Annotated in this window: 22 protein-coding genes and 1 pseudogene; 19 read left to right on the top strand and 4 right to left on the bottom strand. The window is 40.7% G+C overall.

The window, feature by feature from the left end; all coding sequences use genetic code 11:
- Positions 1–54 precede the first annotated feature (54 nt).
- Both ACZ5B7_RS14190 and ACZ5B7_RS14185 read left to right on the top strand, forming a co-directional pair.
- Positions 55–831, top strand: coding sequence for an alpha/beta fold hydrolase (locus ACZ5B7_RS14190; RefSeq protein WP_464494246.1), 777 nt, complete (start codon positions 55–57; stop codon positions 829–831).
- A 64-nt stretch (positions 832–895) separates the two neighbouring features.
- The gene (locus ACZ5B7_RS14185) at positions 896–1,747 is read left to right on the top strand and encodes a fumarylacetoacetate hydrolase family protein (RefSeq protein ID WP_464494245.1); all 852 of its coding nucleotides are present in this window, start codon (positions 896–898) and stop codon (positions 1,745–1,747) included.
- Positions 1,748–1,805: 58 nt separating this feature from the next.
- On the opposite strand, the gene ACZ5B7_RS14180 is transcribed toward ACZ5B7_RS14185, so the two are convergent.
- Positions 1,806–2,345, bottom strand: a complete 540-nt coding sequence (locus ACZ5B7_RS14180; RefSeq protein ID WP_464494244.1) for a helix-turn-helix domain-containing protein — start codon at positions 2,343–2,345, stop codon at positions 1,806–1,808.
- A 257-nt stretch (positions 2,346–2,602) separates the two neighbouring features.
- Here ACZ5B7_RS14180 and ACZ5B7_RS14175 point away from each other — a divergent pair, with 257 nt between their 5' ends.
- The 4 genes from ACZ5B7_RS14175 (at position 2,603) to ACZ5B7_RS14160 (ending at position 6,221) form a co-directional block, all read left to right on the top strand.
- The gene (locus tag ACZ5B7_RS14175; protein WP_464494243.1) at positions 2,603–3,256 is read left to right on the top strand and encodes an alpha/beta hydrolase; all 654 of its coding nucleotides are present in this window, start codon (positions 2,603–2,605) and stop codon (positions 3,254–3,256) included.
- A 22-nt stretch (positions 3,257–3,278) separates the two neighbouring features.
- The gene (locus tag ACZ5B7_RS14170; RefSeq protein ID WP_423802401.1) at positions 3,279–3,710 is read left to right on the top strand and encodes a DoxX family protein; all 432 of its coding nucleotides are present in this window, start codon (positions 3,279–3,281) and stop codon (positions 3,708–3,710) included.
- Positions 3,711–3,727: 17 nt separating this feature from the next.
- Positions 3,728–4,504 (top strand): DODA-type extradiol aromatic ring-opening family dioxygenase, encoded by a 777-nt coding sequence (locus tag ACZ5B7_RS14165; RefSeq protein WP_464494242.1) that lies wholly within the window; start codon positions 3,728–3,730, stop codon positions 4,502–4,504.
- 127 nt (positions 4,505–4,631) lie between these two features.
- A complete protein-coding gene (locus ACZ5B7_RS14160) occupies positions 4,632–6,221 on the top strand; it encodes an amidohydrolase (RefSeq protein WP_464494241.1) in 1,590 nt (529 codons plus the stop codon).
- Positions 6,222–6,272: 51 nt separating this feature from the next.
- On the opposite strand, the gene ACZ5B7_RS14155 is transcribed toward ACZ5B7_RS14160, so the two are convergent.
- Positions 6,273–6,641: a hypothetical protein gene (locus ACZ5B7_RS14155; RefSeq protein ID WP_464494240.1), complete on the bottom strand. Its 369-nt coding sequence runs from the start codon at positions 6,639–6,641 to the stop codon at positions 6,273–6,275.
- Positions 6,642–6,836: 195 nt separating this feature from the next.
- Between ACZ5B7_RS14155 and ACZ5B7_RS14150 the strand changes: the two genes are divergently transcribed.
- The 10 genes from ACZ5B7_RS14150 to ACZ5B7_RS14105 all read left to right on the top strand — a co-directional run bounded on the left by ACZ5B7_RS14150 (position 6,837) and on the right by ACZ5B7_RS14105 (position 17,168).
- The gene (locus tag ACZ5B7_RS14150) at positions 6,837–7,937 is read left to right on the top strand and encodes a metallophosphoesterase (protein ID WP_464494239.1); all 1,101 of its coding nucleotides are present in this window, start codon (positions 6,837–6,839) and stop codon (positions 7,935–7,937) included.
- Positions 7,938–8,077: 140 nt separating this feature from the next.
- The gene (locus tag ACZ5B7_RS14145; RefSeq protein ID WP_464494238.1) at positions 8,078–8,560 is read left to right on the top strand and encodes a hypothetical protein; all 483 of its coding nucleotides are present in this window, start codon (positions 8,078–8,080) and stop codon (positions 8,558–8,560) included.
- Complete coding sequence (locus ACZ5B7_RS14140) at positions 8,550–9,710, top strand: LuxR C-terminal-related transcriptional regulator (protein ID WP_464494237.1); 1,161 nt, start codon at positions 8,550–8,552, stop codon at positions 9,708–9,710. The genes ACZ5B7_RS14145 and ACZ5B7_RS14140 overlap by 11 nt, the downstream gene beginning before the upstream one ends.
- 81 nt (positions 9,711–9,791) lie before the next feature.
- A complete protein-coding gene (locus ACZ5B7_RS14135; protein ID WP_464494236.1) occupies positions 9,792–10,247 on the top strand; it encodes a DUF2269 family protein in 456 nt (151 codons plus the stop codon).
- Positions 10,248–10,260: 13 nt separating this feature from the next.
- Positions 10,261–11,067 (top strand): arylamine N-acetyltransferase, encoded by an 807-nt coding sequence (locus ACZ5B7_RS14130; protein WP_464494235.1) that lies wholly within the window; start codon positions 10,261–10,263, stop codon positions 11,065–11,067.
- 143 nt (positions 11,068–11,210) lie between these two features.
- The gene (locus ACZ5B7_RS14125; protein WP_464494234.1) at positions 11,211–12,701 is read left to right on the top strand and encodes a long-chain-fatty-acid--CoA ligase; all 1,491 of its coding nucleotides are present in this window, start codon (positions 11,211–11,213) and stop codon (positions 12,699–12,701) included.
- A 97-nt stretch (positions 12,702–12,798) separates the two neighbouring features.
- Positions 12,799–13,851: a zinc-dependent alcohol dehydrogenase family protein gene (locus tag ACZ5B7_RS14120; protein ID WP_423802390.1), complete on the top strand. Its 1,053-nt coding sequence runs from the start codon at positions 12,799–12,801 to the stop codon at positions 13,849–13,851.
- Between the two features lie 129 nt (positions 13,852–13,980).
- Positions 13,981–15,132, top strand: a complete 1,152-nt coding sequence (locus ACZ5B7_RS14115; RefSeq protein WP_464494233.1) for an iron-containing alcohol dehydrogenase — start codon at positions 13,981–13,983, stop codon at positions 15,130–15,132.
- A 14-nt stretch (positions 15,133–15,146) separates the two neighbouring features.
- Positions 15,147–15,548, top strand: a complete 402-nt coding sequence (locus ACZ5B7_RS14110; protein ID WP_464494232.1) for an acyl-CoA thioesterase — start codon at positions 15,147–15,149, stop codon at positions 15,546–15,548.
- A 15-nt stretch (positions 15,549–15,563) separates the two neighbouring features.
- A complete protein-coding gene (locus tag ACZ5B7_RS14105; protein ID WP_464494231.1) occupies positions 15,564–17,168 on the top strand; it encodes an FAD-binding oxidoreductase in 1,605 nt (534 codons plus the stop codon).
- A gap of 174 nt (positions 17,169–17,342) precedes the next feature.
- Here ACZ5B7_RS14105 and ACZ5B7_RS14100 read toward each other — a convergent pair whose 3' ends face one another.
- The gene (locus ACZ5B7_RS14100; protein WP_464494230.1) at positions 17,343–18,506 is read right to left on the bottom strand and encodes a glycosyl hydrolase family 18 protein; all 1,164 of its coding nucleotides are present in this window, start codon (positions 18,504–18,506) and stop codon (positions 17,343–17,345) included.
- A 182-nt stretch (positions 18,507–18,688) separates the two neighbouring features.
- On the opposite strand from ACZ5B7_RS14100, the gene ACZ5B7_RS14095 reads away from it, so the two are divergent.
- Complete coding sequence (locus tag ACZ5B7_RS14095) at positions 18,689–19,897, top strand: CapA family protein (protein ID WP_464494229.1); 1,209 nt, start codon at positions 18,689–18,691, stop codon at positions 19,895–19,897.
- A 58-nt stretch (positions 19,898–19,955) separates the two neighbouring features.
- Here the strand turns inward: ACZ5B7_RS14095 and ACZ5B7_RS14090 are convergent, their stop codons facing one another.
- Positions 19,956–21,380 (bottom strand): alpha/beta fold hydrolase, encoded by a 1,425-nt coding sequence (locus ACZ5B7_RS14090; RefSeq protein ID WP_464494228.1) that lies wholly within the window; start codon positions 21,378–21,380, stop codon positions 19,956–19,958.
- A 313-nt stretch (positions 21,381–21,693) separates the two neighbouring features.
- Here ACZ5B7_RS14090 and ACZ5B7_RS14085 point away from each other — a divergent pair, with 313 nt between their 5' ends.
- Positions 21,694–22,266, top strand: coding sequence for a TetR/AcrR family transcriptional regulator (locus ACZ5B7_RS14085; protein WP_464494227.1), 573 nt, complete (start codon positions 21,694–21,696; stop codon positions 22,264–22,266).
- Positions 22,267–22,290: 24 nt separating this feature from the next.
- Positions 22,291–24,864, top strand: a pseudogene (locus ACZ5B7_RS14080) (cytochrome P450); the annotation flags it as partial.
- Positions 24,865–24,926: the final 62 nt, after the last annotated feature.

The following is a 24,926-nucleotide window of genomic DNA, read 5'->3' as shown; positions in this document are numbered from 1 at the left end:
ATAAATCCAGAATATTTAATGGGATAAATATACAAAAAGGAAAGGTGAAAACTGATGAATTTAAAAAAACATCAATTAAATGAATCCACACTAGCATACATAGACGAAGGCGATGGGAATCCTGTTGTCCTTCTACACGGTTTCTGCGGAAGTTCTCAGTATTGGGAAAAAGTAGTTCATGAGTTGGCCAAACATTATCGTGTCATCGCCCCTGATTTGCCAGGGCATGGGCAATCTTCACCACTAAAGCCCGGATTTTCAATAGACGACCTTGCAGATAAAATAAAAGAATTATTAGATGCGTTAAACATTGAGAAGGTATCGATGTTCGGACACTCCCTAGGCGGATACATAACGGTTGCCTTTGCGGAAAAATTTAATTCCTATTTAAATGGATTTTCCCTTGTACACTCTACTGCCTTCCCGGATACAGATGAAGCGAAAAAGGGAAGAGAGTCAGGCGTCGCAAAAATAAAGGACGAAGGCATACATACTTTTATTGATGGGTTGGTTCCGAAGCTTTTCTCACCGGAAAATCTAAATGAAAGCTATGTAGAAAAAGCAAAACAAATTGGCTGCACCACTTCACCACAAGGGGCAATGGATACGCTTTTAGCGATGAAAAATCGCGTTGACCGCAATCATGTATTACAAAATACCGAGGTACCTGTCCTATTAATTGCGGGAGAGCAGGATCAAATTGTCCCAGTTGAAAAAACTTTTTCGGTTTCAAGAACAAACATCAAGCAAGCTGTAATAAAAAACGCCGGACATATGAGTATGTACGAAAATCCAGATGAGCTTATAAAACTTATCATGACATTTTCTTGACAATTTCGACAATTCGGTAATACTTAAAGTTAGATATATATTTTTCAGGAGAGAGGAGTTACATATGAAATTACTAACCTTTAAAAAAGACAATGAAGTCAGGCTTGGTGTGAAGACAGACAATGGCATCCTTGACCTAAATCAATCAGGGCTTGATTTAAATCTCGAAGATTTAGTAAAAAATGAAAACAGTCTGTCACTTGTGAAAGAAATCATCAATAGCACGGACTCAGAAAACTACTTAAATGAAGCAGAAATCGAATTTCTACCGCCATTACTGAATCCGGAAAAAATTATATGTGTAGGCCTGAATTATCAAAGCCACGTAGAGGAAGCAAAGTTGGTAAATGTACCTGAGCACCCTGTTCTATTTAGTAAATTTAACAATGCTTTAGCAGCACACAGTGAAAATATCCCACTTCCTAAAGTTGGGGAAAAATTTGATTTCGAAGCAGAGCTTGTTATGGTGATAGGGAAAGAGGCAAAGGATGTATCAGAAGAGGAAGCTCTATCCTATGTTTTCGGCTATACAGCAGGAAATGATCTATCTGTCCGTGACCTGCAATTTTTGACTGGCCAGTGGCTGATTGGGAAATCGCCAGACGGATTTGCTCCGATAGGACCGTATGTTGTCCCAGCGGAAGAAGTTGATCCATTCAATCTAAACATTGAATGTAAGGTAAACGGTGAAGTCCGCCAATCATCCAATACAAAACATATGATATTTAATTGTGCGAAAATCGTAAGTTACATATCCAAGCATATGACCTTGAAACCAGGAGATTTAATTTTCACTGGAACACCTGAAGGAGTTATTTTAGGATTGCCGGAGAATGAGCAGATATGGTTGAAAACTGGTGATGAAATGGAAGTCACGATTGAGAATATTGGGACATTAAAGAACGTCATAGCTTAATCCATTTATATAACAGAAAAAGCAAACCTCAAGATTTTATGATCCTGAGGTTTCTTTTTTAAAAAATGCGATTATGTTCAGAGTCAGTATAAGTTGCAATCAGGATGACTGCTTTTTGATCTCCGATATTTTTAACAAAATGCGGGACACTTGCATTCCAGCTAAAGGAATCGCCTTCCTCTAACATATAGGAATCTTCGCCTTGTTCAGCAAGGACCTTGCCTTCTAAGACTAAATGTGATTCTTCACCCTCATGGGCATTTGCTTCCCCCATTGATGCTCCGGGGGGAAACTCCACACTCATCAATCTCAATCCGCCAATTGATGCGATATGCTCGATTTTCAACTCATTAAAAGAGGAATAGGTCCGCTCATTTTTTTTGACAACTCGCATGTGCTGTTTTTTCTCTAATAATAAATAAGGTAATGGGATTTCTAAATAATTAGCAATCGTTTGCAAAGTATTTATTGATGGAGAGGTGTTATTATTTTCAACATTGCTAATAAACCCTTTTGAAAGACCTGTGCCTTCACACATTTGGGCAATTGTTATCTTTTTTCTGTTTCGGATGGCGCGAATTTTCGATCCAATATCCAATTTTTCCACCTCCAACGTTTTCTTATATAGAACTTATTTATATATTAGCAAAAAAATAATTGACAATCTATAAAATCTGTTGTTATCTTATAAATAACAAAAGTTCATATTAAGAAACACATTTATTTTTTTGTATTTTAGTTTTCTTATATGAATCTTTGTTTATTATTCAAATAAACTGACTCTCAATTCTTTAGGATTAGTATTTACGTCTATAGCCAACCTATAGATATCAATAATTTAAATTTATAGAAAGGGTGACGGCATTGAAATCATCATTGACTTACGTACTTCTTAAGCCTGGGCAAGTAGATCCCGATAAATCCTATCCTGCCTTATTTTTGATGCATGGAATGGGCAGTAATGAACAAGATTTGCTGCCATTAGTTGCCGGTTTGGAAGAGAAATTTTTCATTTTTAGTATTCGTGGTCCATTAGTGCAGCCACCTGGCTTCGCGTTTTTTACGATTGAAGGCTTTGGAAAACCGCACCGCGATATTTTTGATGAGACAGTAAGGAAGATCGCCAATTTTATTGATGATGTTTTGACTGAATATCCAGTAGATCCAAATCAACTATATTTGGCCGGTTTTAGTCAGGGAGCAATTCTTTCGATGTCCCTCGCAATAAAGCTGGGTAACCGTTTTAAAGGCATTGCCGCTTTAAGTGGGTACATTCCTGGATTTGTGAAAGAAGAATATGAAAAGAACCGGGTAGATGAACTATCGCTGTTTATATCCCACGGTGAATTTGACCAGATTCTGCCCTACCAATGGGGTGTTGAAAACGAGGAATACTTTAGAAGTTTGGGAGCAAAAGTCAATTTCCACACGTATCCGGCGGGTCATACTGTCACATTAAAAAATCAACAAGATTTTACAAAATGGTTAGTAAACAAACTAGAAAAATAAACATAATAGGAGAGATGAGAAAATGTTAAAAAAATACGAGGTAAGTACATTCATTTTACGTGTAGTTTTAGGAGCAACGTTCTTTGTCCACGGATTGGTAAAATTTCAAGGCGGAATCGAAAATATTGCCGGCTGGTTTGCAAGTATTGGTCTGCCAGGTTTCATGGCATACGGTGTAGGGCTACTGGAAGTAGTAGGGGGGATCGCCTTAATTCTCGGATTTGGAAGCAGAATCGTTTCCGCTTTATTTGTATTGTTAATGGCTGGTGCCATTATTAAAGTTAAATTAGCAGGCGGCTTTTTGGGAAATGGGCAAGGTGCCGGTTATGAATTAGAACTAGCGTTTCTAGCGATGTCATTATTAATCGCCATCAATGACAGCAAGTTGTTCGCTCTCGACCAACTATTATTTAATAAAGAAAAGAAAGACACTAATATTAGAAAAGCGGCTTAATTAAAGGAGGAATCATAATGCTTCCATCATTATTTATCGCACATGGCGCTCCATTACTGGCGATTGAAAACAATGAATACACACAGTTTTTAAATCAATTAGGGAAAAATCTTCCTCGTCCTAAGGCTATTGTCATTTTTTCAGCCCATTGGGAATCCCGTTTGCAAAAAGTAAGTGATGTTGAACAATATAGTACCATTTATGATTTTGGAGGATTTCCTCCTGAATTATATACGATTCAATATCCTGCCCAGGGAAATCATGAACTTTCGCAAGAAATAATGGATTTGTTTGCTGCCAATGAGGTTCCGTTTGAAACTGAAATGCAGCGCGGCCTCGACCATGGTTCATGGGTTGTCCTTCGGATGCTGTATCCGAACGCTGATATTCCTGTTATTGCGATGTCGGTCAATTCCCGCCTGTCTCCTGAAGAACAGTATAAAATCGGCAAAACCTTGACCGGGCTACGAGAAAAAGATATCTTAATCATCGCCAGCGGGGGGACTTCGCATAACTTAAGAGCCGTCAATTGGGCAGATAGCGGAGTGGACCAATGGGCTCTTGAATTTGAAGATTGGCTTGCCTACCATCTGAACCATTGGGATCTAGACTCATTATTCCATTATGATACCTTAGCTCCAAATGCGGAATATGCCGTTCCTCCGTATGGAAGAGAACACTTTATCCCGTTGTTTTACGCAATGGGTGCGGCAGACAATGAGCAAAAAGCAAAATTGATGCATCGCAGCTTCCGTTATGGAAATCTGACACATAGTGTTTGGCAATTTGGATAATTGTTAATAAATCAAATACATTAACTAGCCGACAGTGAAATGACTATGAAAAAATAGGTCATTTCACTGTCGGCTTTGGTATTATATAAAAAGAGAGTTAGAACAGTTTTTTTGGAGGAATATTTGTATGGCGAAGACAATTTTCACGAACGGAACAATCTATACGCTGGATGAACTGCAGCCCTTGGCAGAGGCAGTTGTAGTGGAGAATGGAAGAATTCTTGATGTGGGTACTCATGCTGAAATGACCCTTCAATGGGGTAGAGATGGGTCTCATGTTGTAGATTTGCAAGGGAGGACGGTTACTCCCGGACTGATTGACAGTCATCTGCATCTTTCTGGCGTGGCCTTTAATTTCTTAGATCTTGATTTAACGGGGGTCAAGTCAAAACAAGAAATGCTCGATAAGCTCCGTTCAAAAGCAAACAGCGTTCCGCCTGGAAAATGGCTGGTCGGAATGGGTTGGGATGAGAATTTGTTTACCGAAGGCGGAATTCCGACGCTTGAAGAACTGGATTATGCAGCACCGCATTGTCCAATTTATTTAAAACGGATTTGCCACCACGCCTTTCTAGTAAACAGTAAGGCTCTTGAAGTGTCTGCTTACGACCCTACCATTGAGGTTCCCGCCGGGGGAACGGTTGTATTAGATCCTATTACGAAAAAACCGACAGGAATGATTTTGGAATCAGCATCTAAACTATTTACCAAACACATTCCGGATAAGAGCTATGAAGAGTTAAAAAGCGGTTTAGAGAAGGCAATGAACTTTGCTGTAAAAAAAGGGTTAACAAGTGTTCACACGAATGATCCAGCCTTTTTTGGCGGATTAGAGCATACCTATAGAATGTATGATGAATTAATTAATCAAGAAGGAAAAGCCTTACGCTGCAATCTATTGATCGATTATCCTTACCTTCAGGCTTTGAAAGCTAAGGGAATGTATGCCGGTTACGGGAATGAGAAATTGCAAATCGGCTCTATTAAAATATTCGCAGACGGCGCGTTTGGCAGAAGAACGGCGCTATTATCTGAGCCATATCATGATCAACCTGGTGTGTATGGGGATGCAATGCTTAGCCAAGAAAAACTATATGAGATTGTGAAAAACGTAAGGGAATATGGGATGCCAATTGCTGTACATACCATTGGTGATCAAGCATTGGAAAATGTTCTGGATGTGCTTGAGCAATTCCCATCGGTCGAGTATCGTGACCGGATTATCCATGTTTCTTTGGTAAGGCCGGATTTGATTAAGAGACTAGCGGCACCAAGCCGGATTGCTGATATTCAACCGAGATTTGTGGTCGGAGATTATCCTTGGATTAAAGAAAGATTAGGGGATAAACGGGAGCAGTATTTATATGCATGGAAATCGCTGCTTGCGGCAGGTGTCATTTGTGCAGGCGGTTCTGATGCCCCAGTTGAACCTGTGGACCCTTTATTAGGTATTCATTCAGCGATAACTCGGAGAGCCCCATGGGATTCCCATGAAGGTTGGAATGCCGGAGAAAAGCTATCTATACACGAAGCTGTGAGATTGTTTACGGTTGGTGGTGCCTACGCTACCAACGAAGAAACTTTAAAAGGAACAATTTCTAGAGGAAAGCTGGCGGATATGACAGTTTACTCGAAAAATCTATTCGAACTTGAAGACCCGGATGAACTGCTGCAAACTTCGGTTGAAATGACAATTATTGATGGAGAAATACAATAAAATTAAATTAATTCCTTCCCAATAAATGAAATTGGGAAGGAATTATAAACCCTATTCATCTCTTGGTGCAGAACCCATAAAGAATCCATCAAAGAAAGTTGCCATCATAATTGTGCCGTCTTGATCTATAAAAGGTACCCCTACTATTGTAATTCCATAAGAATTATGTACGAATACTTCAGTGTTATTTATCCCTCTCCAGTTATCTCCATCCTTAATAATAGAAAGTTTTGCATTTTTAAATTCCTGACTGCTGATTAAATTAGCAATTATTTTGTTTTTCTGTACCCCGTAAATAAGAGTAACATTATGACAAGTACAATCCTCATCTTCCGCTGCTTTTACAGGATTACCGGGTGCAGCAAAAAGGGAAAGAGCAATAAATCCACCACAAATAAGGGCCAACATTTTTTTCTTCATACTTTTTTCCTCCTTTTATTAAACTCTGTATTATCATTCTATTCATTTCGACAATCTCCTTCAAAATACCCGAAATACTAACGACTAACACATATATTTATGCCCAAAATGTGTCCGTCACCCTAAAAGTTGTCAATTTATCCTAAATAAGGTCTAATAGAATTAGTATTTTCGTATGGTAAAGGGGAATCGTGTGTGGGGTTTTTTGCAGGAGTATTAGTCATCTATAATTTACTTTTATTCTATATCGTCTGGAATGGATGGAAATGGCTGAAAACATTTATTGTTGGAAAAAAGCGTATAATGTTTATCTACTGGCTGGTCCTCATTTTTGTTGCCTATACCTTTGTGTACGCCCGTTTTTTAGATGATAGTGCAGTATTTACGTGGCTTGGCGGGATTTGGCTGGGGATTTTTTATTATGCTGTTCTGCTGCTTCCTATAGTAAACCTTTTTGTTTTTCTTACAAGATTTTCACGTATCAAAAGGGAAAAAGCTGTAAAATGGTCCGGTTTTACCACTGTATTGATTATTGCAGGATTATTTACATTAGGCTTATACAATGCCTTTACTCCCGTCGTAAGAACCTATGAAATCAACATTCCGAAGCAGGTGGAAGTGGTAAAAAGTCTTAACATTGTCATGGCGTCCGACATGCATTTTAGTGAAATGTCGGGGGCAAACCATGCTAAAAACCTCGTTAAGCACATCAATGCGTTGAAACCTGACCTTGTGCTGTTTCCAGGGGATATTATTGATGATGATGTGGATCCTTTTCTCGATAAAGGGATTCCGGATATTTTGAAAAAGATAAAAGCGCCGGTCTATGCCTCTATGGGGAATCATGACCGGGAGGACCCTGGGATTGATCTGATTAAAATTTTTAATAACAGTGGTATGAGGCTAATGGCAGATGAAGTAATTATTTTAGATAATGGGATTACCTTGGTTGGCAGAAAAGACCGCGGTTATCAGGATGTGGTTAGGATGAAGCTTTCCGATTTAATGAAACAAGTGAATTTATCAAAACCAGTTATTCTCCTTGACCACCAGCCGTATGATTTGGATGTTGCCGAAAATAATGGAGTAGACCTGATGGTGTCCGGACATACTCACCGTGGACAATTGTTTCCGGCTAATTTAATAACAAATAAGATTTATGAAAATGATTGGGGCTATCTAAAAAAAGGACAGCTACATTCGATAGTCACGTCAGGATATGGTTTCTGGGGAACGCCCCTAAGAATTGGTACTCAGTCTGAAATAGTTCAACTAAAAGTGAAGTTTACAAAATAACGAAGAGCCAACTTGGTATTTTTCAAAAAAATGCCAAGTTGGCTCTTTTTCTCTTTATTATCGGGCAGGAAGGAATTTTTCATTAGAATAAAGAAACTATTGTTGGAGCCAGATTTAGGATGTTTGATTTGGAGGGTTATATGAATTTAGACGATTCGGTTGTTCATTTTTTAAGAAAAACAGAACCGCTTTATATACATCTTGCTGTCGCCAATTCTGAAGGGCGTTCCTATTCCGTTCGGGGGTTTGGTGTGCAAACAAATGAAGGGAAGGACCAGCTTAAAATTTTCATACTTAAATCGCAAACAAAGAAGGTTTTATCTTTTATTCATTCAGGCACTGGAAAAATTTCGTGCTTATTTACGGATGGTTTTACGAATGAATCCTATCAAATAAAAGGGAGTTTTATAGAATCAAAATTGTGTACTGAAGAGGATAATGAATTCTTATCACGGTATCGGAAAGGCAGCCTAAAGCTTTTTCCAAAAATGTACAACAAATTTCCGTTGTCAGTAACGTTTTGTGATTCCGTATCGTTTTTTGTAGAAGAAGTTTATGTCCAAACACCCGGTCCTTATGCAGGGAGCAGGTATGTAAAAGGAGTGGATACCCATGATACCTGAGGAGATGCATCCTGCCTTAATGGGAGTAGTACCAGCAACCATAATCACTAGCAATAAGGATGAAGTACCCAATATTACAAATATCGCCAGGGTATGGTTGGTTGATTCTAATCATGTTGCCATAGCCAACCATATGTTAAACAAGAGCATTAAAAATTTGCGAGACAATCCATTTGCCTTTATTCGGACAATGGATACTAATACATTTACGACCTGGGAAATCGAAGTAGAATACGAGGGATCTAATTCAGATGGTGAAATTTTTACGGAAATGAAGAAGCAATATGAGGTTCTCTCGATGATGCTGGAATCTGGCAATCCCATTAATGTAAAAAGTGCTGAGGTATTCCGGGTACTGTCGGTCCGAATTTGCGACGAAGAAAATAATCATTTGATTTCTAATACCGATTTATATAATCCCTTACTGGAACAATTAGAGAAAAAATTAGGCTGGGATTCCTCTGCAGTATGGATAGGGGATGAAGCTTCAGATGAACTACATCTTGTCACAATGCGGGGGCTGGATGAGGAATTAGCAGCTAAAGTTCTGAAACGGGTCGCCCAGTTGTCATTTCAGCAAAAAAAGCCATTACGGATTTTAAATATCCGATCACAGTTCCAATATGCGGTTACCACTTTTCTTCGTCTACAGGATGTTCAAAATAATTTTACTGGCCAAGACTACCGGAAAATTCATCAACATTTTGTTGCCATCCCACACATAGGGGAAGACGGGGAAGTCATTGCCGTCATTGCGAGTCAAAGTAATGATTCTGATAAATTTCGTATGTTTGAAGAAGAGGTATTGGAGAGCTTTTCGAGGGGATTGGCAAAGTTAATTAAAAAAAGCAGCGGAATTAATGACAAAAACGAACGTCTGAAGATATTGGAACAGGAGCTTGAACATGTTCTGCTCAAGGTCTCAAAACAGACTTCAAAGGTGAAAATCCCTTTAAGTCCAAGGGAAATCCAGGTTGCGATACAGGTCGCAAAAGGACTTACTAATGACCAAATCGCGCAAACTTTGTTCATTAGTAAGAGGACGGTCACCACCCATTTGGAAAGGATTTATCAAAAATTAGAGATAAGCTCTCGTGCTGCCTTGACAAAGTATGTTCATGAAAATGGTCTAACAGACTCATCCGCTTAAAATTACGTATTTTAACCGATATTTTTCATTTGGCAAACCACTTATGATAAGTTCAAGACTTATGAATAGGTGGTGTTTTTTATGGAATGGATTGTTTTATTACATGTTGTCTCGGCAGTTGTCGGGCTTGGCCCTGCTTATGCCTTTCCTTTGATTTTAAGGAAGGAAAAATCACTGGAGGAAGTAAAAAGGATGGCGGACCTGGTGACAAGGTTAGAGATCCTTCCAAAAATCTTTGGTGGGTTAACGTTGTTAACCGGGATATTATTGGTCTGGCTTGGCAATTACGGCACGTTTTTTACTTTATGGATTGTGGCCGCGCTCATCTTGTTTATTTTAGCGGAAGTGGTCATCATTGGATTTCTGACTCCTGCAGCTAAAAAACTTGCTATGACTCTAACGGAATTAACCAAACAAGGAGAATCCGAAACAAATCCAATAAGTTTAGACCTTCTATCAAAAGTGCGAAACTACCATATTACCTCATGTGTAATTGTATTGGTGATTATTGCTCTGATGGTCTTAAAACCAGTATAAGGAGAGGGAAAAATTGAATCAATGGACGAAAAAGTATTTATCAATATTATACGTTGAGGCAGCTGCACCAAGCTATGAATTTTTGCAGCGCTTAGTAGAGGCACATTTGCATCGTTTACCATTTGAAGTATGCAGTAAATATTATTATTTCTCCACTAAGAAAAAAAATGAGTTCATTCCCTCCAAGGAAGAGTTTTTGGATAACTTTCTTGAACGAGGCTTTGGAGGAAATTGTTATATTTTAAATATTCATTTCGGGGAACTGCTACAATCTCTGGGATTTGACGCAAAATATGTCCGTGCTAGAGGCGGAAATAACCATCTAGCATTGATGGTGACAATCGGGGGTAAATCCTATTATACAGATGTCGGGTACATGGCCCCGTTATTTGAACCGCTATTTATTGAGAAGGAGCCCTATTTGATTCGCTGCGGCGAAGAAATTATCATAAAAAAAGAAAACAAGTTTGAATATCTGATTGATAGGAGAACTGGCGGGCAAAGTTTTGTCGTCAAAACAATAGAGTGGGATCCAGTAAAGCTTGAGAGTTTCAAAGAAGATATCATCCATTCTCATCGGGATGAGGAGGAAAATCCATTTATGCGCAGGATTGTCGCGACCATCTTTAAGGAACGAGTTAGCTATGCAGTCATGAATTCGAAACTAATCATCAAATCGGATCAGCATATCCAAGTCCAGGACTTCGTAGATAAGGGCGAATGGCTCAACATGATGCAATCAACCTTTAACCTACACAAACAAGACCTTGAATTTGCGCTAAATTTCCTGAAAGAACGTAATGTCTTGATTTTTAATTAAAAATATATTAACCGAGGTGTCAAACTATATGTAAAAATTACCATATCGCTTGACACTTTTCTTTTTCATAGATTAATATGTAAGCGCATACACTTTTTCTATATGCCTATTTTTCTGAACAATAGAATAGGGAGGGAACATTGTTGAATATTAGTGAAGTTTTGTTTCAAACGGCAAAAGAAATGCCCAATCATGCTGCTATTGTATTTCGGAACGAGAAAATTACCTATCAGGAGTTAGCTGATAAGGTGAAGGAAAAAGCAGCAGGACTTCGAAAGTATGGAATTACAAACGGTTCCCATGTCGGTCTTATGATGGCCAATAAGCCGGAGTATGTCATTGCCTATTTTTCCTTGCTAGCAATTGGTGCCACTGTGATTCCTCTTAATCCTACCTTCAAAGAAAATGAAATAACCTATATTCTAAATGATTCCGATGCTGTTGCCCTTATTGTTGATGAAATTGGCCTTGGTGAAGTTCAAAAGGCTCACAAATCTCTCTCGTCAGTAAAATCTATCTTCACTTTAACCAAAACAGAAGCCTATGTCGCATGGGAAGAAGTCTCCGGTAAACCAGCAGATTTCTATATTGAACCAAAAAATCAATATGATAATGCCCAAATAATTTATACTTCAGGAACAACTGGCAAGCCGAAAGGGGCATTGATTACGCACGGAAATCTGGGATGGATGTCAGAAACGAGTGCTGATCTTTTGGAGCTAACAAAGGAAGACCGAGTTCTTGTCGTTCTCCCGTTATTTCATGCGTATGCAAAGCTGCAGGGCTTACTTATCTGCGTGCTAAGAGGGGCTACGATCTACCTCGAAGAACGCTTTATTCCAGATGTTATCTTACAGAAGCTTGCAGAAAATCAAATTTCCATTTTCCTCGGAGTTCCTACCATGTACACGATGTTTGTCCATTCTCCAAAAATAAAAGAATTAGATTTTTCCAGACTAAGACTTGCAGGTTCAGGCGGTGCCAGCCTCCCGGTTGAAATTTTAGAAAAAGTCGAGGCGGAAATGGGTGTGCAAATCGGCGAAGGCTATGGCCAGACCGAAAGTACTGTCATGATTAGCTGTTTCCCTAGCGAAATTGAAAAGGTTCCAGGGTCAGTCGGGGTGCCCGTTCCTGGCATCGAACTGCAAATAGTCGATCCGATTGGCAGGGAAGTCCCTGTTAACGAAGTCGGGGAAATTATTTTTAAAGGGCCTAACGGCATGAAAGGCTATTATAAAAAGGAAGAAGCAACGAACGAGACAATAAAAGAAGGCTGGGTCTATACGGGAGACCTGGGCAGGAGGGATGAGCGAGGATACCTTTATATTGTTGACCGCAAAAAGGACATGATTATCCGTGGCGGCTACAATGTCTATCCACGTGAAATAGAGGAGGTTCTTTATACACACCCAAATATTGTAGAGTGCGCGGTAGTGGGCGAATCAGACCCTGTTTTTGGAGAAGAAGTAGCTGCTTACGTTGTGACGAAATCGGAAATCACACCAGACGAGATCACTAGTTTCTGTAAACAGCAGCTGGCTCATTACAAGATTCCTAGAAAAATATATTTTATGAAAGAACTTCCTAAAACAACAACTGGAAAGATCCTTAAAACACCATTAAAAAAGAAATAAATCTCCAACAGTTTGTTCTTTTTTCGATAGGACAAAGAATATCTTTTAAGGTATATACTTACAAATTGATAGGTGGAAAGTTTGGGAGGGAATCTATTTGAGAGCTGCACAAATTATTGAGCAAAGACAGCCATTAAGAATCGGAAATGTAGTTGATCCAACACCAGGTCCACATGATGTGATTGTAAAGGTAGAGGCAAGCGGTGTATGCCGGAGTGATTGGCATGCGTGGATGGGAGACTGGGCATGGCTTGGCCTGAGTCCAGTGCTGCCAATTATACCAGGCCACGAATTTGGGGGAGTTGTTGAAGCCGTCGGAAAAGAAGTAAAAAACTTCAGGCCAGGCGACAGGGTGACGGCACCGTTTCATGAAGGCTGTTCACACTGCTCAAGCTGCTTGAGCGGACATTCTAACCGCTGTGATAACCTGCAAATTTTCGGGTTCGCCCATGATGGTGCCTATGCAGAATATGTAAAGGTTCCGAATGGAGATTTTAATCTGGTCCCGCTTCCAGATGAGGTCGATACAGTGACAGCTGCTGCGATTGGCTGCCGCTACATGACGGGCTTCCATGGTGTGGTGCGTGCCAACTTGAAGCCAGGGAATTTCCTAGTGGTCCATGGGGCAGGCGGTGTAGGGTTGTCGTCAGTTCAGGTTGGAAATGCGATTGGCGCCCAAGTCATTGCGGTAGATGTGGATGATGCCAAATTGGAAATGGCCCGAAAAGAAGGCGCGGTTGCTACGGTGAATGCCCGAAATGAGAATGTGGTGTCAGCTGTAAAGGAAATCACCAGGGGCGGTGCCCATGCATCTATTGAAGCGCTGGGAATCCAGGAAACGATCCTTAATTCTGTCCTTTGCCTACGAAAGGGCGGCCGCCATGTGCAAATTGGCTTAACAACCCATAACGAACAAGGAATTGCCGGCCTTCCAATTGATGCAATCACGGCAATGGAATTAGAAATCGTCGGAAGCCTTGGGAATCCACGGTCTGAGTACGATGGATTATTGTCAATGATTGCCCAAGGCAAATTAAATCCACGTTCCCTGGTATCAAGGGAGATTGCTCTAGACCAAGTGAATGACGTCCTCAATGATATGACTAATTTTAAAACATATGGCTTTAATGTCATTACAAAATTTAAATAAGCACTGATTTCGAATAAATAGCCTGGTGTCTGCCGGGCTATTTATTATGTAAAAATCAGCAGGGATATTGCCTTCCTTGTTGAAATAGTTTAATAGGTACGGAAAATTTTTAAAGGAGGGACAACGTAAATGATTTCAACCTTAAGATTCCCAAAACGTTCATATACCGGCTGGGGCTCGATTTCGAAGCTTTTTGAAGAACTGGAGGATATGAAGCCCAGCCGTATTCTAGTAGTTACCGACCAAACCCTTGTTAAAATTGGATTGGTCCAACAATACTTATCTCCCCTAAATGAACAATTTGATGTTAGCCTCTATACTGATGTTGAGCCGGAACCAACGCTCGCTTGTGCAGAGAGATTGGCGGCGTATGCCAGCGAAGGCGGGTTTGATTGTGTTATCGGTTTAGGCGGCGGTAGTGCATTGGACTTGGCAAAAATCGCTGCCGTCATATCGCAAAATGAGGGTGATACAGCAGATTATCTTAATCTCTCTGGTACACGGAAGCTAAAAACTAGGGGCGTCCCGAAAATATTAATTCCCACAACATCTGGAACTGGCAGTGAGGTAACAGATATTGCCGTTGTTTCCCTTGAAGGGACCAAGGATGTCGTCACACATGATTTCTTACTAGCGGATATTGCGATAGTTGATCCGCAATTAACCCTGTCTGTTCCAAAAAGAATAACAGCGGCCACCGGAATTGATGCATTGACACATGCTGTGGAAGCCTTTCTTTCTGTTAATGCAAACGAGGCAACAGATGCACTTGCCATTAAAGCAGTTGAATTAATCGCTGGCTCATTAAGGAATGCTGTTGAGAATGGGGAAAACCAGGAAGCTAGAACTGCGATGAGTTATGGCAGTTATCTTGCCGGACTGGCCTTTTTTAACGCTGGAGTCGCCGGTGTTCACGCACTTGCCTATCCGCTTGGAAGCCAATTCAAATTACCCCACGGAGAGTCCAACGCTGTGTTGCTTCCCTATGTCATGAAAACGATTTCTTCAACCTGCCGTAACAAACTGAATCGAGTATGCAACATATTAACCAATCACGGTGAGGAACGGTCTGAAGAGGAAATTTTAACGTTATTTTATAAACTGGTCGAAAGCGTCGGGCTTCCAACGACACTAAAAGAATATGGCATACCAGAATCCAGTCTTACAAGCTTAACTGAAGATGCAATCAAACAAAAAAGACTGCTGGCCCGAAGCCCAAAACCTCTTGGCAAAGATGAAATCTATCAAATTTATCAAATGGCTTTTAACGGCTTAAATTAAAAGGTGGTTATCTCATGTATTTGACCGTAATCGAACCAAGGGTTTCTGAAACTGACGGTGTCGGGCATATCAATAATACGACGATCCCAATTTGGCTGGAGGCAGGCCGAAACAAGCTTTTTAAATTATTCAACCCGGATGATACCTTTCATGACTGGAAAATGATTATTTTAAAAACAAATGTAGAATACGTCGCACAAATTTACTTTGGTAAAGACGTAGAGGTAAAAACGTGGGTGAAAAAAATCGGCAATTCCAGTTTGGAGCTATATGAGGAAATTCATCAAGAGGGCAGACTATGCGTTATTGGTACTGCAGTATATGTGAATTTTAACCTCGAAACGCAGAAATCCGAACCAATTCCTAATGATATTAGACAAGAATTGGAGCTTCATTTATATGAGAGTATTAATTAATGAGGGGGAATTTAAGTGACACCTCGCAAAATGAAATTTTGGGGATGGGGCTATGAAGATGGCCTGTCCCCTCAGCTTCAGTATCAAGTGGAAGCAGCAATGGCAAAGCGGTTTGGAGTAAGCGAATGGAAGAAGACGCCGCCGCCAGCTATCGCTGAAATATCTCTCAAGCAGCCTCGCATAAACATACCACAATCTCTTCAGCATCTTTGTACGAATGATACCCACGAGCGCTTATCGCACACATATGGAAAATCCTACCGGGATGTCGTGAGGGCTTTTCGTCGTGATTTTACGAATGCCCCAGACATAGTGGCATTCCCCCGAACGGAAAATGAGCTTATTAATATTTTAGATTGGTGTAATGATAATCATGCTGCTGCCATTATTTATGGCGGCGGAACAAGTGTAGTAGGAGGTGTTGAGCCTGAAATCGATGACCGATATTCGGGTTCAGTATCGATTGATTTAAGGAATTTTAATCAAGTCCTTGAAGTTGACAAAATTTCTCGTGCTGCACGAATTCAGGCGGGGATTCGCGGGCCGGCTATTGAGAAGCAATTAAAGGAGCAGGATTTAACTCTCCGTTTCTTCCCACAGTCTTTCGAATTTTCCACGTTAGGAGGATGGATTGCTACCCGGGCCGGGGGCCATTTTGCCACCCTGCACACCCATATCGATGATTTGGTGCAATCGCTCCGTGTCATTACTCCAAAAGGCGTGGTTGAAACAAGAAGGCTGCCCGGTTCTGGTGCAGGACCCAGCCCTGACAGGATGTTTATTGGCTCTGAAGGTACCCTTGGAATCATCACTGAGGCCTGGGTCAGGCTGCAGGATCGACCAGTTTATCGGACTGCAGCATCGGTACGTTTCCCAGATTTTCAGTCCGGAGTGAAAGCCGTCCGGGTGTTAAGCCAATCTGGTTTATATCCTTCCAATTGCCGTTTACTTGATGCAGGAGAGGCGCATGACTCTGGGGCAGGGGACGGGAAAAAAGCAGTACTTATGCTTGGCTTTGAGTCGCATGATCATCTTCTTGACGTTTGGATGATTAGGGCATTAGAATGCTGTAAGGAATTTGGCGGAGTATATGGGAAGGATGTTATCAAAACTAGAAGGGATTTATCCGCAAGCAGGGAAGGTGATGTGGGTACGTGGCGAAATGCATTTATCCAGGCACCGTATCTAAGGGATGTCCTTGTTGGCTTAGGGATAATTGTGGAAACCTTCGAAACAGCGATAACATGGGACCGTTTTGAAGCATTTCATACCGGAGTAATGGAGGCTGCCCAAAAGGCAGTTAGAGAAATTTCCGGCCATAACGGATGGGTGACATGCCGAATCACACATGTATACCCTGATGGACCGGCACCATATTACACTGTTAAGGCACTCGGGAAGCATGGCAGTGAACTTGAGCAGTGGGACGAAATCAAAGCAGCTGTATCTGAGGCCATCATTTCCCTTGGCGGCACGATTACCCACCATCACGCAGTCGGCCGTGACCACCGGCCATGGTATGACAAGCAGCGGCCGGACCTGTTTGCCTCTGCATTAAAATCGGTAAAACGCACACTGGACCCTGGATATATTCTTAACCCGGGAGTGCTCATAGATTAAAGCTGCATTTAAGGGCTCTTATGCTACCGATCCGATGATTTTTTCAAGGGTTGGGGCGCATATAAAGGAACCGATGATTTTTTTAGCAATCGAGGTCATATAAATTCTCTACACTAAAAGGCCTTACCCCCGGTGCTTATAAACAGCAACGCAGGGAGTAAGGCCCTTTTAAACTTAATTTCCTTTTACTGTGTAGTATTTAATCGGATTCTTTTCGGACTCCTTCAAGACTTCTGAGATTGTGTTTGTTATGCTTTGTGGTCCTTTGGCATCAAGCCCGGTCTCCCACATCATCATTCCACCCATACCATGGTCTAGGGCCAATCTCGTTTTCTTCTTCATTGTCTCTTCACCATTATAATAGTAGGTTGTTCCGTTCATTTGGACTGTATCAGCACCAGAATTGGCAGGATTCTGATTCAAAATTGCTCCGAATGAAACCTGCTTGACTTTTGGATCCTCAGGCTGGGCATACAGCGGTACCCCAAGCACTAATTTCTCCTTTGAAATATTATATTTATCAAAAAGTCCTGTCCAATAGCTTACGATTTTTTCAGTGAATGGGTATGGAGAAAGGTTTGCGGCATGGTAGCCGTCATCCCATTGTCCGTCATAGGCCATAATGTTTACGTGGTCCACGTATTGAAACATTTCTGGCTCATATTTAACAAAGGCAATTTCCGTTAACGTAACTGCATGAATCATCGAATAAACTGCAATTGACAGCTCTTTGTTTTTAGGGTGAAGCTGTTCGCTTAATTCTTTCGCGAACGCGGACAGATTTTGAGCATCCTCAGCAGAACGAGGGTGTTCAAAATCGATATCGATTCCGTCCAAATTTTCTCTATCAGCAATTCCAGTTAGCTCATTTACTAGTCTTGTCCGCGATTCCGGATTTGAAATGGCCGTTTTGAAATATTCATACGATTCTCCGCCTTTAATGTGATACCATCCACCAATGGCTAAAATCGCCTTCGTATTATGTTTTTTCGCATTTGTGACCATTGCCCGCAAGTTACCAAGTGCAGCATCGCCGTTAAGCAAAATTCCGCCATCCTTGGTCGGATGCACAAAAGAGAAGATTACATGGGACAACTTGTCATATTCGACCGTATTCGGGTCACGAAAATCTTGGACATATCCAATGAGAACTTTGGTGTGCGCTTTTTCCACTTCAGGGACTGTTTTTTCCTGTGGTTTTAAAGCGGATTTTGGTGATTGATCTATTTTTACAATTTTTGAATCATGATCGTTTTCGGAAAAGAACAATCCTGCAGCAATTCCTCCAATAAAGGTAAATAAGATTACCAGCGCAAGGAGGATTTTTCGTTTATTCATCGCTGACTTCCTCCTATAAAAATATGACATTAAAAGTTTAACAGATTAGGAGGAAGGAGTGGATGGTAATATCTTGTAGGTTTATAAAATTCGGAATATTCTTTAAACATAACTCGAATTATGGTACAATTTGCAAATGTAAGTCATTTCCAAAGAAATAAAATAAAGGAGATAATTAGGGAATGGATAGCAAGGACCACTTAAGTAGGACTGAATCAGGAAAACGGCAGAATTTCAAAAATAAGATTAGTTTTACCATTATTATTGTAGTTGTATTAGTTGCTTGTACTTTTGCAATTGCTAATTATATTAAGAGAGATAAGACTATTCCTACGAGTACCCCTGTAATCGTTAAAGATTCTAAGCAAGAGGACAAGAGTGATGTTCAGAAGGAACAACCGGAACAACCTCAGGCTCAAATACAGACGCAGCAAAATACAGAAACGACAATTAAAATAAGTGCAGCTGGTGATTTTACGTTAGGGACAGACGAAACTTTTACATATCCAGATACTTTTGTTCGTACAGCATCGGCAAACGGTTTGGCTTATTTTGTTCAAGAACTCGATAATATTTTTCAGGAGGATGATCTTACTACGGTCAATTTAGAAACGACGTTAACAAATTCAACACAAAAAGCGCAAAAAACATTTCGCTTTAAAGGAGATCCCGGTTATGCGGAAATATTGAAACTGGGCAGTATTGAAGCAGTTAACCTCGCCAACAATCATATCCATGATTACCTTCAGAAAGGATATACTGATACGATTGAAGCTTTGAAGAACCAACAAATCGGCTATTTCGGCTACGAAAATCAATATATAACAACCGTAAAGGGCGTTAAAATAGGGGCTTTAGGCTTTGAAGGCTGGCAGGATACTCGTGAAGTAAGGAATAAGGTTTCACAAGGTATCAACCAGTTGCGAGAGCAGGGGGCACAAATTGTTCTTGTTCATTTTCACTGGGGAGTGGAACGGCAATACGTTCCAACAGCCTCGCAAAAATCATTGGCCCACTTTGCAATCGATAGTGGTGCCGATTTGATTCTAGGACACCATCCACATGTCGTCCAGGGAATTGAAGAATATAACGGTAAATTTATTGTGTACAGTCTTGGGAATTTTATGTTTGGAGGAAACCGGAATCCGTCTGATAAAGACACGTATGTTTTTCAACAGACATTTCATCTGGAAAATGGAGTGCTGACTGGCAAAAAAGAAATCAATGTAGTCCCATTTTCGATATCTTCTGTTTCGTCGAAAAATAATTACCAGCCTACAAAGTTGAAAGGTTCGGAGTTTGATAGGGTGAAGAAGAAGATTATTGATGTTTCGAATAAAATTAATGGGACTGGGTGGATGGTTTATGATCAGGTAGTGAATGAAGAATAAATCAAATTTAAAATGATAAAAAATTTAAAGCAGAGAAGGGACTCTCTGCTTTAAACCTTTATTGATTAGGAGTCCATGGTGTTAAATCATATGAACGTCTAGCTGTTGTAAATTGTGTACCAAAGAAAGGATCTGCGACAGCCTCAGGATTTAAGATGTCATCTCCGGCCGGTTTTTCACCCTTTTCCGCCCATTTAATTAAGTCGTCAAATGCATTAATCTGTTCTTGTGCATTAAATTCACAATGGCCAATAGTTCGAATAGCGCGAGAAACCAGCAGGTTATTCTTTCCTTTTTCCTCAGCTCTTTTCGCATAAATCTGCTCCATGGAGAATGGTACAAATAGGTCACCTAAAGTATGGAGTGAAACAGTTGGAACCTTTAAATCTCCTGTTACTTTAGGAATGGCGGCTAAACCATTATTATTACGGCCATTTGGATCATTGGCAATTCGAAGGACACTGGCGTTTAGTGCTTTTTCTTCGTCAGTTAAAGCAGGATTGCTATCCAACTGGTAAATCGTATCCGTATTATTGACTACATTACCAGTTGCTTCGCCATAAGCAAGATTTGTTGGCATTCTCCAGAGTAGAAAATCGTCAAAGGCAAATCTGTAGGCGGTCTCAAATAATGGCCGATCACCGCCACTTAGATTTTCAGTAACTCTTTCTAGGAGAGCACCCTCTTTAGTCAATGATTTAAATATATTTGTATCTTTATTAATTGGTACTACACCATTCCCTAATTTACCTTCCATAAACGGTATCGTTTCCGTAAAGTATTTATCGTCAGCCATTACCTTCTGGTCTTTTTTATCAATCCCCGATAACGATTGTGCTAAAAGCCCATAATCCGTAAAGAAATCAAACAATTCTGAGTCTCCCATTACGCCGCACATTGGCAAGGCGCCATCTACGTCACCATACTGCTCAGCATAAACACCGGTAATATGACCGCCCATGGAGTGACCCATAATATAAGTACGTGTAGGATTTCCGACCAGTTTTCTAAACAATCCGTTTAAAGCATGAGTGTCTTTTACGCCTGATTCAACATCATAACCGTTCGTACTATAACTTGAGGCGGCCCATGCATACCCTTCTGCAATTAACTCTTGACGAATTGAAGGTTCACTTACCGTCAATGCCTGTCCAGTTCCACGATACCCATGCGCATACAACACCAACTTACCGTTCCAATTTTCAGGAACTTCCATCCAGTACCCGGCACCGTTATGTATGCCCTTAAACAGTTTTGTTGTTTCATATCCTTCTAAATGTGTGAAAGAATTTAATTGTGTTTTATCGACATAAAAGTTTTTCTTATTCTGCCCATTAGGAACAAAAAACTCTGGAGGTTTAATATTCAGTGAAGTGGATGAATCAGTTGATGAAGGTTGGTCTGCAAATGCGACGGAGCTGAGTACAGATAAAGAGAGCGTTGTGGCTAATGCTGCTGCGAATCCTTTTTTCCTTTTTTTCATGGAACCACCCCTGGTTAAAATAATATTGGGAATATTAGTACTAATATTCAGCCAATTTGATTATAAGACAAGCCAATTATTTCGTATATTGAAATATTTCTACACGAAATAACAGCAAAAAACAGCAGGAAACAGGTTATGATAAAAAAACATAAATTGTGATAATAGATGTTTTAAAAATGCAGAAAGAAGTAGAAAAATAACGTCATTTTATTTATTTGGAAAACAGGTATTTTATACCACGACAGAGATTTCAGAATATTATATATAATAGTTAGTAAGTATTCACTAACCAAAAGAGAGGGTGAAGAATTTGGGATCGCAATCGGATACTAAAAAGAAAATTATCCGGGAGGCACGCAAGCTCTTTGCCGAACGAGGATATAATGGCGCCACAACCGCCGAAATTGCCAGGCGTGTTGAAGTTTCAGAAGCTGCTCTTTATAAACATTTTAAGGGCAAAAAGGATATTTTTCTTGCCTGCATTACTCCGTCTGTGTTTGAGCCCCCCAAGATGAATTCTGATCATAATCCTGATCTGGTCAGGGATGTCATCAAAGCAAGAGTGGAAGTAATCCGCAGCAATCTGGACAGCTTCAACATCCTTTTTAGGGAATCACCCAACCATCCAGAGCTGGCAAAGATGTTTATGGAGCAGATTTATATTCAGGACAAAAGTATGGAACAGCTTTTGCAAAAGGTATCTAACGGAAATCTCACCCCAGTCCAATCCCTTCTATATGAACTTGGGATCACTAGCGCTATTTGGTCCCTACTCAACTTTGAAAAACTTCAGGAAGAAATCATCTCAGAAAAATTACCGCTCGACCATATGGAGGATGAAATCGCCGATGTTGTTTTATACGGTTTATTAGGTAAAAAGTGAGTAATTTACAGAGAGGAGCTTTTTATGGAAAATAATATGCGGATTCCGCAGCCAAAAACGTATGGCCCGTTAGGCAATATTCCATTAATCGATAAAGATGCACCAACGCTGTCATTTTGGAAAATCGCCGATGAATACGGACCTATTTTTCGCTTTGAGGCTTTTGGTTTTATCATGCATTTTGTTTCAGGTCTTGAATTAGTTGCCGAGGTCTGTGATGAATCCCGGTTTGACAAAAGTCTCTCCGGAGGGTTGTATTTTCTGCGTGCACTAGGGGGAGACGGCTTATTTACAAGTAAAACGAAAGAGGCGAATTGGCAGAAAGCCCATAGCATTCTAATGCCAGCCTTCAGCCAGCAAGCAATGAAAGGCTATCATACGATGATGGTTGACATCGCCCAGCAGCTCGTACAAAAGTGGGCCCGTTTGAATCCAAATGAGAGCATCGATGTTCCCGATGATATGACCCGTTTGACCCTAGATACGATTGGGTTATGCGGATTTAACTATCGCTTTAACAGTTTCTATCGGGAAAACCACAATCCGTTTATCATCAGTATGATTCGGGCACTTGACGAGGCCATGCACCAAAGCACAAGGCTGCCTATCCAAACCCAGCTGATGGTAAGAACCAAGCGGCAGTTCGAACGCGACATTAAGTCAATGTTTTCTCTAGTAGATAAAATTATCGCTGAACGCAAAGAAGGCGGCGATCAAGGGGAAACTGATTTGCTGGCCCGAATGCTGAATGTCAATGACCCGCAAACAGGAGAGAGGCTTGATGATGAAAATATTCGATTCCAAATCATTACCTTCCTGATTGCCGGTCATGAAACGACAAGCGGATTGCTTTCTTTTGCCATATACCTGCTTCTGAAGCATCCTGAAGTACTGAAGAAGGCATATGAGGAAGTTGACCAGGTACTAGGCGATTCTATTCCATCGTATCAGCAGGTACTCGACCTTAAGTACATTCGGATGATTTTAAATGAAGCTTTACGTCTTTATCCTACTGCGCCCCAATTTACTTTGTACGCAAAAGACGATACGGTCATTGGCGGAAAATACCGGCTAAAAAAATACGACAATGTGTCCGTCATTATTCCAAAACTTCATCGCGATAAGGATGCGTGGGGGGAGGATGCCGAAGAATTTCATCCTGAGCGTTTTGCAGATATGACTAAAATTCCCGCACATGCCTATAAGCCCTTTGGAAACGGGCAGCGAGCGTGTATCGGCATGCAGTTCGCCCTCCATGAGGCAACGCTTGTGTTAGGAATGATTCTGCAGCATTTTGACTTAATCGACCATATGCATTATCAATTAAAAATTAAGCAAACATTGACGCTTAAACCTGATAATTTTAAAATTCGCTTAAAATTGCGGAAGAATAAGAGAATCGATACATTTGCTTTATCTGCTGAAAAAGCGGCAGCCCCGAAAAATAACCAAGAAGCTCCGAAGTATTCACTTATTGGTGTGAATAATAGACCGCTGCTTGTTTTATATGGTTCCAATATGGGAACAGCAGAGCAGGTTGCACATGAGCTTGCCGATATTGCCCGTTTGCATGGAGTAAGAAGTGAGGCCGCTCCCCTAAACGATAGGATTGGTAAGTTACCAACTGAAGGAGCTGTAATCATTGTCACATCCTCCTATAATGGGAAACCGCCAAGAAACGCACGCCAATTTGTGCAGTGGCTGGAACATCTGGAAACAGGTAGTTTAATAGGTGTCCAGTACGCGGTATTTGGATGTGGCGATCACAACTGGGCGAACACCTACCAGGATGTGCCTCGTTATATTGATGAACAGCTTGCCCTTAAAGGAGCAGTCAGATTTTCAGAGCGGGGGGAAGGTGATGCAAGCGGCGATTTTGAGAAGCAATTTGATGAATGGAAAAACCGGATGTGGCAGGATGCCTTCAAAACCTTCGGAATTCAATTGGATAGAAATGATGAAAAAGTGGCAAATACAATTTCCATACAGTTTGTCAATACTGTAATGGGTTCACCTTTGGCTGAAAAGTACGATTCCGTACAAGGTTCGATTGTAGAAAATCAATTAGTGTTTAATGCCGAAAATGAACAAACAAGTCAATTTGTGTTTTCCTTGCCTGAAGGGCTAACCTATCAAGAAGGTAACCATCTTGGGGTCTTTCCAAGGAATAGCAAAGAAACCGTTCAGCGAATTATTAAACGGTTTAGATTAAATGGGAAGGACCATGTGATTATTACCGCATGCGGCCGTACTTTTTCCCATCTTCCGTTAGACCGCCCGGTAAGTCTAGTTGATCTCCTAAGTCAAAGCGTGGAAGTGCAGGAAACAGCAACGCGGGTACAAATTCGTGAATTGGCCGCCTATACGGTTTGCCCTCCGCATAAGCGGGAACTAGAAGCGTTATTAGCGGATGGGGTATATGAAGAACTTGTTTTGAAAAATAGAGTTTCGATGCTTGACTTGCTTGAAAAATATGAAGCCTGTGAAATGCCGTTCGAACGTTTCTTAGAGCTATTGCCTTCACTTAAACCAAGGTATTTTTCGATAACTAGCTCTCCAAAGGAAAGTCCGAATCGAGTGAGCATTACTATTAATGTTGAAAAAGGGGCTTTAGCTTGTGCATTCTTTGCGGATTTAAAGCCAGGGGATGAAATCATCAT

Source organism: Neobacillus sp. S1115 (assembly GCF_055385565.1).
Note: the sequence above shows the minus strand (reverse complement) of the source record. Positions and strands in the feature narration are given on the sequence as shown.

Excerpts from the sequence above, each read along its gene's own strand:
- ACZ5B7_RS14190 (WP_464494246.1), top strand. The coding sequence starts at position 55 with ATGAATTTAAAAAAACATCAATTAAATGAATCCACACTAGCATACATA.
- ACZ5B7_RS14185 (WP_464494245.1), top strand. The coding sequence starts at position 896 with ATGAAATTACTAACCTTTAAAAAAGACAATGAAGTCAGGCTTGGTGTG.
- ACZ5B7_RS14170 (WP_423802401.1), top strand. The coding sequence starts at position 3,279 with ATGTTAAAAAAATACGAGGTAAGTACATTCATTTTACGTGTAGTTTTA.
- ACZ5B7_RS14165 (WP_464494242.1), top strand. The coding sequence starts at position 3,728 with ATGCTTCCATCATTATTTATCGCACATGGCGCTCCATTACTGGCGATT.
- ACZ5B7_RS14160 (WP_464494241.1), top strand. The coding sequence starts at position 4,632 with ATGGCGAAGACAATTTTCACGAACGGAACAATCTATACGCTGGATGAA.
- ACZ5B7_RS14155 (WP_464494240.1), bottom strand. The coding sequence starts at position 6,641 with ATGAAGAAAAAAATGTTGGCCCTTATTTGTGGTGGATTTATTGCTCTT.
- ACZ5B7_RS14145 (WP_464494238.1), top strand. The coding sequence starts at position 8,078 with ATGAATTTAGACGATTCGGTTGTTCATTTTTTAAGAAAAACAGAACCG.
- ACZ5B7_RS14140 (WP_464494237.1), top strand. The coding sequence starts at position 8,550 with ATGATACCTGAGGAGATGCATCCTGCCTTAATGGGAGTAGTACCAGCA.
- ACZ5B7_RS14135 (WP_464494236.1), top strand. The coding sequence starts at position 9,792 with ATGGAATGGATTGTTTTATTACATGTTGTCTCGGCAGTTGTCGGGCTT.
- ACZ5B7_RS14115 (WP_464494233.1), top strand. The coding sequence starts at position 13,981 with ATGATTTCAACCTTAAGATTCCCAAAACGTTCATATACCGGCTGGGGC.
- ACZ5B7_RS14110 (WP_464494232.1), top strand. The coding sequence starts at position 15,147 with ATGTATTTGACCGTAATCGAACCAAGGGTTTCTGAAACTGACGGTGTC.
- ACZ5B7_RS14100 (WP_464494230.1), bottom strand. The coding sequence starts at position 18,506 with ATGAATAAACGAAAAATCCTCCTTGCGCTGGTAATCTTATTTACCTTT.
- ACZ5B7_RS14095 (WP_464494229.1), top strand. The coding sequence starts at position 18,689 with ATGGATAGCAAGGACCACTTAAGTAGGACTGAATCAGGAAAACGGCAG.
- ACZ5B7_RS14090 (WP_464494228.1), bottom strand. The coding sequence starts at position 21,380 with ATGAAAAAAAGGAAAAAAGGATTCGCAGCAGCATTAGCCACAACGCTC.